At 36.8% G+C, this 12,884-nt stretch carries 8 protein-coding genes and 1 pseudogene; 3 read left to right on the forward strand and 6 right to left on the reverse strand.

Features of this window, described 5'->3' with window-relative positions:
* Nucleotides 1-54: 54 nt before the first annotated feature.
* The 5 genes and pseudogenes from GYY69_RS08205 to aceE form a co-directional block, all read right to left on the reverse strand.
* A pseudogene (locus tag GYY69_RS08205) lies at nucleotides 55-346 on the reverse strand (dihydrolipoyl dehydrogenase); the annotation flags it as partial.
* Between the two features lie 332 nt (nucleotides 347-678).
* The gene (locus tag GYY69_RS08210; RefSeq protein ID WP_174797236.1) at nucleotides 679-1,035 is read right to left on the reverse strand and encodes a hypothetical protein; all 357 of its coding nucleotides are present in this window, start codon (nucleotides 1,033-1,035) and stop codon (nucleotides 679-681) included.
* Nucleotides 1,036-1,417: 382 nt separating this feature from the next.
* Nucleotides 1,418-2,842, reverse strand: coding sequence for a dihydrolipoyl dehydrogenase (lpdA, locus tag GYY69_RS08215; RefSeq protein ID WP_174797237.1), 1,425 nt, complete (start codon nucleotides 2,840-2,842; stop codon nucleotides 1,418-1,420).
* A gap of 16 nt (nucleotides 2,843-2,858) precedes the next feature.
* On the reverse strand, nucleotides 2,859-4,448 hold the full coding sequence (gene aceF, locus GYY69_RS08220; RefSeq protein ID WP_174797238.1) for a pyruvate dehydrogenase complex dihydrolipoyllysine-residue acetyltransferase: 1,590 nt from the start codon (nucleotides 4,446-4,448) through the stop codon (nucleotides 2,859-2,861).
* Between the two features lie 12 nt (nucleotides 4,449-4,460).
* Entirely contained in the window at nucleotides 4,461-7,127 is a 2,667-nt protein-coding gene (gene aceE / locus GYY69_RS08225; protein ID WP_174797239.1) for a pyruvate dehydrogenase (acetyl-transferring), homodimeric type, read from the reverse strand.
* Nucleotides 7,128-7,489: 362 nt separating this feature from the next.
* On the opposite strand from aceE, the gene lipB reads away from it, so the two are divergent.
* Complete coding sequence (gene lipB, locus GYY69_RS08230; RefSeq protein WP_174797240.1) at nucleotides 7,490-8,110, forward strand: lipoyl(octanoyl) transferase LipB; 621 nt, start codon at nucleotides 7,490-7,492, stop codon at nucleotides 8,108-8,110.
* A 10-nt stretch (nucleotides 8,111-8,120) separates the two neighbouring features.
* Nucleotides 8,121-9,080: a lipoyl synthase gene (lipA, locus tag GYY69_RS08235; RefSeq protein ID WP_174797241.1), complete on the forward strand. Its 960-nt coding sequence runs from the start codon at nucleotides 8,121-8,123 to the stop codon at nucleotides 9,078-9,080.
* 40 nt (nucleotides 9,081-9,120) lie between these two features.
* Here lipA and GYY69_RS08240 read toward each other — a convergent pair whose 3' ends face one another.
* Nucleotides 9,121-10,893 (reverse strand): DUF3413 domain-containing protein, encoded by a 1,773-nt coding sequence (locus GYY69_RS08240; RefSeq protein ID WP_174797242.1) that lies wholly within the window; start codon nucleotides 10,891-10,893, stop codon nucleotides 9,121-9,123.
* Nucleotides 10,894-11,082: 189 nt separating this feature from the next.
* Here GYY69_RS08240 and GYY69_RS08245 point away from each other — a divergent pair, with 189 nt between their 5' ends.
* Nucleotides 11,083-12,855, forward strand: a complete 1,773-nt coding sequence (locus GYY69_RS08245; RefSeq protein WP_174797243.1) for an AAA family ATPase — start codon at nucleotides 11,083-11,085, stop codon at nucleotides 12,853-12,855.
* Nucleotides 12,856-12,884 lie beyond the last annotated feature (29 nt).

The raw sequence follows: 12,884 nt of genomic DNA on the forward strand, positions 1-12,884 counted from the left end.
ATGCCGTTAGTTTGAGCTAACGGCATTTTATTAAGTAAATAGATGACTTATTAACTATTTCTTCTTCGCTTTAGCATTTGGTAAGTCAGTGACAGAGCCTTCATAAATTTCAGAAGCTAAACCGATTGATTCATGCAATGTTGGGTGAGCATGGATAGTTAATGCAATATCTTCGGCATCACAGCCCATTTCGACAGCTAAGGTGATTTCACCTAGTCATTCACCGCCCATTCACACCAACAACCACACCACCTAGCAAGCGATTATCTGCTTTATTAAAGATGAGTTTTGTCATCCTTTCTGAACAATCCGAAGCAATAGCCCGTCCTGAGGCTACCCATAGGAAGATTGGTATTTTATAATCAACACCTTTTTCTAATGATGTGCATCTAGATTTAAAAGTACGAAGAAGGATGCAACAGGTAAGGTATGTTCAAATATTAAATTTTGATCAGCAAAAACATTCAGTTTTAACATATCAAATTCTGTTACCAACATCCAAATATTGTTTAATACTTTGTGAATCAAAATTCCAAACTATTTAATCAAAGGCAGAAAGATAGAACCGTGTTTTATGAATTTTATTTATAATAATTTCTATTACCAATGATTACTGAGTATTATTAGGCTGTCAACAACCAACAATAGATAGGTTTATGTTGGTATTTCTTCTATCAATTAATCATATTCAATTTTATATCTGCCAATAACATCAAAAATATGATCATAAGTACTAAGAATTATACGTTGCTTGCCTTTTTTATGAACTTCATCAACTAAATCAAAGCTAGATTTTGAATATTTTTCATATGGGTATTCATCTATTAGATAAATAGATAGGCTATCAATATCACTAAAAATAAATGTAACTTTAACTTCTGGAACATTTAAGATTTCTGGCTTACAGCCTGCTAATGATAATGATGTATTGACCATCAAAGTGAATGGTATACATTCTAATTTAACGTCAGATAATATCAATGCATTGCGTGCATAAATAATGCCGTATTTTGTTTGTATTTCCTGTGTATTCATATCAACCTCATTTTTTCAATTTATTATTAATTGGTATTGTTTTTCTGAAAAATCTTTTTATATACTTGCAGACAAATTCATCTGCGATAAATCATCTGAATAAAATCCTAAGTATTCTAATCTTTTTAGTAATATAAAAATACCTATCAGCAATAACTAATATTAGCGTATTGACGATTACGGAAGTTATCATGATAAATAACTTATTTATCTCTCGTTTTCATTAGGATTTGCATTTAGTCGTTTAATTCAATTTTTTACTGAAACGTAGTGTTTCCTGAAAGTTTTTGACAAAAATAAATTAGCTTATTTTAAGATAAATAAAAATGCCGTTAGTTTGAGCTAACGGCATTTTATTAAGTAAATAAATGACTTGTTGTCACTATTTTTTCTTTGCTTTGGCATTAGGTAAATCGGTGACTGAGCCTTCATAAATTTCAGAAGCTAAGCCGATTGATTCATGCAATGTTGGGTGAGCATGGATAGTTAATGCAATATCTTCTGCATCACAGCCCATTTCAACAGCTAAAGTGATTTCACCTAGTAATTCACCGCCATTCACGCCAACAACCGCACCACCTAGCAAGCGATTATCTGCTTTATTAAAGATGAGTTTTGTCATCCCTTCTGAACAATCCGAAGCAATAGCGCGCCCTGATGCAGCCCATGGGAAGATTGACACTTCATAATCAATACCTTTTTCTTTCGCTTCTTTTTCAGTTAAGCCCACCCAAGCTACTTCAGGTTCAGTATAGGCAATAGAAGGAATAGTTTTTGGATCGAAGAAGTGTTTCTTACCAGCAATCACTTCTGCTGCCACATGCCCTTCGTGTACACCTTTGTGCGCAAGCATTGGTTGTCCCACAATATCGCCAATGGCATAAATGTGTGGTACGTTGGTGCGCATCTGTTTATCCACTTCGATAAATCCACGATCCGTGACATTAACGCCAGCTTTTTCTGCACTAATTAACTTACCATTTGGCGTACGACCAATTGCCACTAATACCGCATCATAAGTATGGGTTTCGGTGGTGCCGTCTTTCTTTTCCATGGTGACGTAAATTGCATCATGTTTGGCTTCAACGGTGGTCACTTTGGTTTCCAATCGTAAAGTGAATTTCTTTTGGATCTGCTTAGTAAAGACTTTAATCACATCTTTATCAGCAGCTGGGATCACTTGGTCAAACATTTCAACCACATCCACTTCTGAACCTAATGCATGGTATACAGTACCCATTTCAAGCCCAATGATTCCGCCACCCATTAATAATAATTTTTTAGGAATGGTGGTTAGCGCTAAGGCATCTGTTGAATCCCAAATACGCGGATCATCATGTGGAATAAAAGGTAACTTAATTGGACGAGAACCCGCTGCAATAATGGCATTATCAAAGGTAATTTTAGTGATCCCTTTTGATGAAGTTACATCCATGGTATGACTACCAGTAAACTGAGCTTCACCTTGAATCACATTGACTTTACGCATTTTTGCCATGCCAGCAAGCCCGTTAGTCAGCTGACTAATGACTTTTTCTTTCCAGCCACGCACTTTGTCTAATTCAAGTCTCGGGGTACCAAAATGGATACCATGTTCAGTTAATGATTTTGCTTCATCCATTACTTTAGCAACATGAAGTAATGCTTTTGATGGAATACAGCCTACATTTAAACAGACACCACCAAGTGTTGAATAACGTTCAACAAGGGTCACATCTAGTCCAAGGTCAGCTGCGCGGAACGCAGCGGAATAACCCGCTGGTCCTGCCCCTAAAACCACAACTTGCGTTTTAACATCTTGACTCATAATTTGATCTCCTTAATTACATCACTAAACGACGTAAGTCGGATAAGACGTTAACAATATGGCTTAAGAAGCGTGCACCATCCGCACCATCAATCACTCGGTGATCAAAGGATAATGATAAAGGTAACATTAAGCGTGGTGTAAACTCTTTACCATTCCAAACTGGTTTCATGCTAGAACGAGATACACCTAAAATACCCACTTCTGGTGCATTGACAATTGGTGTAAACGAGGTTGTACCAATACCACCAAGGCTAGAAATAGTGAAACATCCACCTTGCATATCGCTACCAGTCAATTTACCTTCACGCGCTTTTTTAGAAATTGCCGCAAGTTCTCGTGAAAGTTCAACAATGCCTTTTTTATCAACATCTTTAAATACTGGCACAACAAGACCATTTGGTGTATCAACAGCAACACCTATATTAATGTATTTTTTGATGATTAGCGTTTGAGCATCTTCAGATAATGAGCTATTAAAGCGTGGATACGCTGTTAATGCGCTAGCTACCGCTTTCATGATAAACACTAAAGGTGTGATCTTAAGGTCAAGTTTCTTCTTATCAGCTTCTGCATTTTGTTGCTTACGGAATGCTTCTAAATCAGTAATATCGGTTTCATCAAACTCTGTCACATGCGGAATCATGACCCAGTTACGGTGTAAATTTGCACCTGATACTTTTTGAATTTTAGTTAATGGTAGGCTTTCAACTTCACCAAATTTGCTGAAATCAACTTTCGGCCATGGTAATAAACCTGGTAATGCACCGCCCGCAGCGCCACTTTCAATTTGCTTAACTGCATTTTTAACGTACGCTTGAATGTCTTCACGTAAAATACGGTTTTTAGGACCTGTCGCGGTGACTTTAGCGAGATTTACGCCAAATTCACGCGCTAAACGGCGCACTGATGGAGTTGCATGCGCATAAGCATCATTTTCAACAAATTCATTGCCTGATGCTACAGGCGCTGATTGTGCGGTAACAGGCGCTGGTGTTGGCGCTGGTGCGGCTTTTTCAGCAACAGGTGCTGGCGCTACCGGTGCTGTTTGAGTAGCTGGTGCTGCACTGGTTGTTACTTCAAATTCCATAATTTTGGAACCTGTTTTCACCTTATCGCCTACTTTCACTGTGATACTTTTAACTGTGCCAGCAATGGTCGCGGGTACTTCCATTGACGCTTTATCACCTTCAACGGTAATTAACGAGTCATCAACAGATATAGTATCGCCAACTTTTACTAAAAGTTCGGTCACTTCAACTTCATCGCCACCAATATCAGGTATATTGACATCAACAGTTTGACTCGCAGCAGCAGTTGGCGCGACTTCAACTTTTGGAGCTTCTTGTGCTGGAGCTGCAGGCTCTGCACCACCCTGTTCATCAAAGACCATAATGTCCACACCTGTTTGGACTTTATCGCCAATTTTTACCGAAATAGATTTAACAATACCGGCTTGTGGTGCTGGGATTTCCATTGATGCTTTATCACCTTCAACAGTCATAATTGACTGATCAGCTTCAACTTTGTCACCTACATTAACCAGAATTTCGGTCACCTCGACCTCATCACCGCCAATATCTGGTAATTTAATTTGAATACTCATTATAACAACCTCTTATGCAATTCGTGGATTAAGTTTATCAGCATTGATTTCGAATTTTTTGATCGCTTCTTCAACAACGCTAACTTCGATATCACCACGTTTAGCAAGTTCACCCAATGCTGCAACTACAACATAAGATGCATCAACTTCAAAGTGATGGCGTAAATTTTCACGGCTATCACTGCGACCAAAGCCGTCAGTACCAAGCACTCGATAACTTTCAGCAGGTACAAATCCACGAATTTGCTCAGCAAAAATTTTCATATAATCAGTTGAAACTACTGCTGGATTGTTATTCATAACTTGTGCAACATAAGGCACTTTTGGTGTTTCACTTGGATGTAGCATATTGTATCGTTCACAATCTTGTCCATCACGAGCAAGTTCAGTAAATGATGTTACGCTATAAACTTCAGAACTAATGCCATAGTTTTTAGCTAAGATGTCAGCCGCATCACGTACATGACGTAAAATTGAACCAGAACCTAATAATTGAACAGTCGGTTTACCTTTTTGACCTTCAACAGTATCAAGTTTATAAATACCACGACGAATGCCTTCTTCTGCACCTTCAGGCATTGCAGGCTGTGCATAGTTTTCATTGAGTGTAGTAATATAGTAGTAAACGTTTTCTTGTTCGCCATACATACGACGTAAACCGTCTTGCATAATAACCGCAACTTCATAAGCATAAGCAGGATCATATGAGATACAGTTAGGTATGGTTAATGATTGAATGTGGCTATGACCATCTTGGTGTTGTAAGCCTTCACCATTTAATGTTGTACGACCTGATGTACCACCGATCATAAATCCGCGTGCTTGCTGATCGCCAGCTGCCCACATTAAATCGCCAATACGTTGGAAACCGAACATAGAATAATAAATGTAGAATGGAATCATTGGGAAATCATTGGTGCTATATGATGTCGCAGCAGCTAACCATGAAGCGGTTGCACCACATTCATTAATCCCTTCTTGTAAAATTTGACCTTTTTCGTCTTCACGATAATAAGCAACTTGCTCTTTATCTTGTGGCGTATATTGTTGCCCATGTGGGTTATAAATCCCAATTTGACGGAATAAGCCTTCCATACCAAAAGTACGCGCTTCATCAGCCAAAATTGGTACTAAGCGTGGTGCTAATTCTTTATCCTTAAGCATGATGTTAAGTGCACGGACAAACGCAATTGTGGTTGAAATTTCTTTTGACTGTGCTTCAAGTAATGACGAAAATTCGCTTAATGATGGAATAGAAACCGTACCAGAGAATTTGGTTAATCTTGACGGAACATAACCATGTAATGCATTACGACGTTCATGAATATATTTGTATTCTGGTGTGTGTTCCTCAAATTTGATATAAGGTAATTTTTCAAGAGCTTCATCTGTTACAGGAATATTGAAGAAATCACGAACATGACGCACACCATCCATATTCATTTTTTTCACTTGGTGAGCAATATTTTTCGCTTCGGCTGCAGCCCCCATACCATAACCTTTAATGGTGTGAGCAAGAATAACAGTTGGGCGATCTTTAGTTTCTTTTGCTCGTTGGAATGCAGCAAACATTTTAGCTGGATCTTGACCACCACGGTTTAATCTAAAGATTTCTTCATCAGACATATCTTTAACTAATTCAGCAGTTTCTGGATATTTGCCAAAGAAATGCTCACGCACATAAGCGCCATCTTTTGATTTTAATGTTTGATAATCACCATCAAGCGTTTCATTCATTAGACGAATTAATTTACCTGATTTATCTTTTTGTAGTAATTTATCCCAACGATCGCCCCAAAGAACTTTAATCACATTCCAGCCTGCGCCAGCAAATACACCTTCAAGTTCATTAATAATTTTACCATTACCGGTTACTGGACCATCTAATCGTTGTAAATTACAGTTGATAACAAATACCAAATTATCTAATTTTTCACGCGTTGCAACGGTGATTGCGCCTTTTGATTCAGGCTCATCCATCTCACCATCACCTAAGAAAGCATAGACAGTTTGTTCAGAAGTATCTTTCAGTCCACGATTTTCTAAATATTTTAAAAAACGTGCTTGATAAATAGCACTAATAGGACCAAGCCCCATTGAGACTGTTGGGAATTGCCAAAATTCAGGAAGTAATTTAGGATGAGGGTAAGAAGGGAGTCCTTTACCATGTACTTCTTGGCGGAAATTATCAAGTTGTTCTTCGGTTAAACGACCTTCAATAAATGCGCGTGAATAAACACCTGGTGAAATATGCCCTTGGAAATAAACCAGATCACCACCATCTTTTTCATTGCGTGCACGGAAGAAATGGTTAAAACAAACTTCATAAAACGTAGCAGCAGACTGAAACGATGCCATATGACCACCTAGTTCCAGATCTTTTTTTGATGCCCTTAGCACCATCATAATTGCATTCCAGCGAACAATTGAACGAATGCGGCGTTCTATTTCCCAATCGCCAGGATAAGCAGGTTGTTCTTCTACAGGGATAGTATTGACATAATTACTTGTTGAAGAACCAAAAAGTAGTGGTACACCGCCATCTCTTGCTTTATTGACTATTTGTTCAATAATATATTGTGCACGTTCTATACCTTCTTCGCGAATAATTGAATCAAGACTCTTGAGCCAATCTTGTGTTTCAATGGGATCGATATCATTCACTTGCATATCCGACATATAAAAACCTCTTTTTTGTTTAAAAAAATGCAGTATTTGCTATCCTTAGCTATAAATAACTATATAAATTACAACCCTGCATTATGGAGTTTCACCGCATAAGTCTGCCATTTTCAAAAAAAAAGTAAAGCAAACCAAAGCTTAGAAAAGAATGTTAATTCCTATCAAATTAATCAACTATTTCAATGGTGACATTTACAACAGTGCTAGTTATTTGATAAAAACCAAATTTTAGTAATGAATAAATACAAAAAAATAGCTAGAATGTCTATACCGAAATCATCTACAAGTTGTCAAATTGTAGTAAAATCTGATATATATTCACAAATTTTTTGTTAATACCAATGACAATAAGCAATACCATGAGCATTAATAATGTTATCGTCCAAGACCTACATATTGTTCCTTATATGCAAACTTATCAAGCTATGCATTACTTTACCCAAAATCGTCATGAACAAACACTTGATGAAATTTGGTTAGTAGAACATCAACCTGTATTTACCCAAGGAAAAGTGGGTAAAGCTGAACATTTATTAAATTGTACAGATATTCCTGTTATTCAAACTGATCGCGGCGGTCAAATTACCTATCATGCACCCGGTCAACAAATCATGTATACCCTAATTGACTTAAGAAGACGCCATATTGGTATTCGTGATATGGTCAGTTTTTTAGAAAATAGTGTCATTCAAACTTTAGCGCACTATGGTATCATAGCTTACACAAAAGCAGAGGCTCCAGGAGTGTATATTGATCATAAAAAAATTTGTTCGCTCGGTTTGCATATAAACCGAGGTTGTACACTACATGGGCTGGCATTAAATATTGATATGGATCTTGCCCCGTTCAATAACATTAACCCTTGTGGTTATGCTGGATTACAAATGACACAATTAAAAGACTATGTTTTAAATATCGACCGTAACGAAATTAAACAACGATTAACCGATAATTTTATCAATCATCTACCTAAGTATTAAGATACCTAATATGCAAAATAATGAAACAACGATCAGAAGCTCAAAATATCGTGATGCTGACAAAACACGCTTAATCCCAACAATCACATTAGAAGATGCAACGCCACTTAAAAAACCTGAATGGATGCGAATTAAGTTATCTGCTCACTCTGATAATATTGCACATATCAAAAACACCATGCGCAAACATGGGCTGCATTCAGTTTGTGAAGAAGCCTCTTGTCCTAACTTAGCAGAATGCTTTAACCATGGTACAGCCACTTTTATGATTTTGGGCGATATTTGTACTCGCCGTTGCCCATTTTGTGATGTTGCCCATGGCAGACCATTACCCCCAGATCGCGAAGAACCCATAAAACTGGCTAAAACAATTCAAGAGATGAAGTTGCGCTATGTCGTTATAACCTCTGTGGATAGGGACGATTTAAAAGATGGCGGTGCAAGTCATTTTGCCTCTTGTACTCAAGAAATCCGAACCTTAAATCCAAATATAAAAGTTGAAACACTCACCCCCGATTTTCGTGGCTGTATTGATGAAGCAATTGAAGTGTTAAGCGATAATCCACCTGATGTGTTTAATCATAACTTAGAGAATATCCCTCGTTTATATAAAAAGATCCGTCCTGGTGCTAGCTATGAAGGATCACTCAATTTACTGGCTAGGTTTAAAGAGCGACATCCAGAAATTCCAACAAAATCGGGCTTGATGGTTGGATTAGGTGAAACAAACGAAGAGTTAATTCAAGTATTAAAGGATTTACGGAGTCATGGTGTGACTATGTTAACGCTGGGTCAATATTTACAACCAAGTAAATATCATTTACCAGTTGAACGCTATGTGTCACCACAAGAATTTGAAGAGTTGAAGCAAACAGCATTAAATATGGGATTTACCCATGCTGCTTGTGGACCATTTGTGCGTTCATCCTATCATGCTGATTTACAGGCAATGGGTAAAGAGGTGAAGTAATCTTCACCCTCTTTTTATTGCTCTATATTCGACAGTTAAATCAATTATCCACTACCATAAAACGGCGATTTTCAGTGACTATTTGTAAAAAGATCGGCAAGCTGATTTTTTCGCCTTTTTGTAATTTACCATTAGGATCATAAATTTTAGAACGACCAAAAGCATCTAAAACCACTGTTTTATCATCATAAATTGCAGCAATGGTATTTTCATCACCCGCAACGAGCCACTGTCTAGATTTTCCCTTAAGTAGATTTCTACCTTGATTATATTGCTGTGGTGGCGTAGTCACATGAAATACGTCTTGCATTAATGTACACATAATATCGGTTTGCGACGATGCTTCTGCTATTTGAGCACTTTCTTTATTAGGCCATGACATAATCAATGGTACTTTTAATGATGCACGGTTAAAATCACTACCTGTATTGCGTAGTGCTATTTTTTTCGTCTCATCAATTTTAATATCATTCGTACCAGTAATAATAATCACCGTATCATCGTAAGCATTCGATAATCTTAAATAAGCAATTAAGGATTCAATAGACTGATCTAACTTTTTAGCTTCAGTTTGAAGATCTGATATCGCAATTTTTTTGTTTTTATCACCTAACGAATATTGGATGATAGAAAATAAAGGCGCATGATTGTCAAGATGATTCTGTTCCTCATGCCATGCTCTCCAATTTTCGGTTATTTGTTTATTGGATTGTTTTTTAGGCTCTGGTATTGAAAAATTAGATAATAATGCAGCACGATATAAAGGTTCAGCAAAACCGTCTGCTGAAAACAGACCTAAATTATAGTGCTGTTTAGTCACAACCTCGAGCAATACAGAAGGCTTATGTCCAACTAAAATACTATTATAGTAGTTAGGATCTAATCCGTAAAATAATGAAAAGTCATTCAAATACGACTGATTACTTGCACCATAATGATTTGTAAAGGCAATATTATCTTGAGCAAACGCATTCAATCTAGGCATATGTTTAGTTAATAAATTTGTATTCCACCCATCAATAACAATCATAAGCACATTATTTTTTATCGGTTGTTTATCATAAACAATACGTCCTAATGGGTATTCAATTGCCATCGCAAAAGGATTGCCTTCTTGAGCAACACGATCGCGATAACCGTTTTCTTTCATAAAGCCATACCGTTCAAGAAAATGGCGAGCAGTTAAAGGATAAGAAAGCGGAAGGCTTGAACGTTGCATGGTAATGGGGCGATAAAAATTAGCATCAGCCCAACTATGGATCAAATGTGAGGCAACGAAGCAAACAATAAAAAAAATCACAACTGGTCTTGCATAGCGTTTGCGTTTACTTAAGCTACGTAGTTTTTTCCAGCTCCATAATGCAAATAAAATCTCAATCAATAAAATAAAGGGAATAGCAATAAATACCGTACTTAAATAAGAAACTTTTTGCGATGAGAATAATCGCCAAATCGACAAATTAAGATGCATTCTAAAATGCGAAAAAACTTCAATATCAATAATCAGTAATGAAATACCGACTGTTGCAAAAACCGTTGCAATAATCCTTTGCCATCGCGACGAATGAACAAAAAAACTTAGCGGAAAAAGTAGAACTAAATAAGCAACAAAGGCCAAATAACTAAAATGACCAATGGCGCTAATGATTGCATAAAACCGCCCCATAAAAGTACGAGGCCAGTCCGCAATAAGTAAATATTGACTACCAAGCAAAATTACAACAAAAACATTAAACAACGTAAACCAATGCCCCCAGCTAACAATTTGTGAGGCACGATCGTCTTTGAAGTAAGTATTTTTGATTTTGAGCATGTTTAGTCGTTGATAATGGTGATTGTGAAGCTAAATAAACAATAAATTTTGACTTAGTTTACCTGATTTTGAAAAATCTTTCTGTAAATTTTTTATTTGTTAGCATAAAGAATTTGGTAAGCTGTTGGCGATACTTCGGATACTTGTTATAATTTGAAAATGAAATAAGCTAACAAAAAGACAATAATTTTGGCCATTACACAACTCAACGCACAACAAATCCAACCTGATTTATCTTATTTTTCTAAACGCAAAAACACGACGAATACTTCAACAGTATTAGCATCAGAAAAATCAGAACATTTACTCATGTGGCAACCTCGCGCTGCATCTGCTTTATCCCTGTTATGCACCCCAAAAAGAGAATGTTATAGCCCACGTTTTATATTGCTTAAAGCACCTGAAAGTGAGCTTCTTTTTGATTTACTAAGGCAAGCCATTAAATGTGATTTATCACCAGCCCCGCTCGGTTATAGTTATTTTTTTAGCGAAAGCAAAATTACACTAACCAAAGCGAAAAGCAAGCAAGATAATTTTGCAGCTCAAGATAATTGTTTATTTGCTTCTTCTGTTGATGCTGAAAAACTTTTTGGTTGTGTTAGGCAACCTGAAAATGGCCCAATTAAATTACAAGCAGGACTAGTTCATCGTGCTAACGGTGGCGTTTTAATTTTAGGTCTTCGCTCGCTACTTAGCCAACCATCGTTATGGACAAAGCTAAAGCACATGATAATGAAACAAGAATTTGAGTGGAGTTCATCTGACGAATCTCATCCTTTACCCTTATCTATTCCGCCTATGCCACTTGATTTACGTGTCATTTTAGTCGGGGATAGATTAAGTTTAGCCGAATTACAAGATTTCGAACCTGAATTTTATTCAACATCTATTTACACTGAATTTGAAAATGAATTACAGATTAAATCACCCGAACAACTTGAACACTGGATTAACTATTTAAAATTTATTGCCCATAAACAGCAATTACCCGATATTGATACCTCGGCTATTGCAAAAATTTACAAAGTAGCAACTCGCTATACTGGTGACCAATATTATCTACCCCTTTCGGTTGATTGGGTTAATTCATTATTAGTCAATGCAACTTACTTTATGCAAAATAATGTAATAGACGAATCAGCGATTACAACTGCGATAAAGAGAAAATCATGGCACGAAGATTATTTGCAAGATAGAGTGCATGATGAAATATTTAGTAATCAAATAATGATTAATACGAAAGATCAAGTGGTTGGACAAATAAATGGTTTATCGGTAATTGAATATCCTGGACATCCAAAAGCTATCGGCGAACCGACACGTTTAAGTTGCCTTATTCATTTTGGCGATGGTGAGCTCATTGATATTGAGCGCAAAACAGAATTAGCCGGTAATATTCATTCAAAAGGAATGATGATAATGCAGGCTTTTATCATGTCTGAGTTTGCATTTAATCACCAATTACCTTTTTCGACTTCTTTGGTTTTTGAGCAATCTTATAGTGAAATTGATGGTGATAGTGCTTCGCTTGCCGGACTTTGTGCAATCATTAGCGCTTTATCTCAGCATCCAATCGATCAGCAGTTGGCTGTAACCGGTTCAGTGGATCAATTTGGTCATGTTCAAGCAATTGGTGGTGTGAACGAAAAAATTGAAGGATTTTTTGCCGTTTGTCAGCATCAAGGCTTAACAGGTCAACAAGGAGTGATCATACCAGCTATCAATCAACGCCATCTAAGTTTAAGTGATGAAGTTATTGAAGCTATTGAACAAGATAAGTTTTCAATATGGACAGTTGAACATATTGCCGATGCTCTTTATTTGCTGACAGGTATTCCGTATAAAGATAAAAGTAGTATCAATCTTTACCAATTAATTCATGCGCGTATGCAGGCAGCATTATTACAAGACAAAAAACAAGATAGTTGGCTAACTAAATGGCAAAAATATTGCAAAAAGTAACAATACCCAATAAACTTTAGCCCAAAATT

Origin of the sequence: Gilliamella sp. ESL0250 (assembly GCF_013345045.1) — a bacterium.
Lineage (GTDB): Bacteria > Pseudomonadota > Gammaproteobacteria > Enterobacterales > Orbaceae > Gilliamella > Gilliamella apicola_H.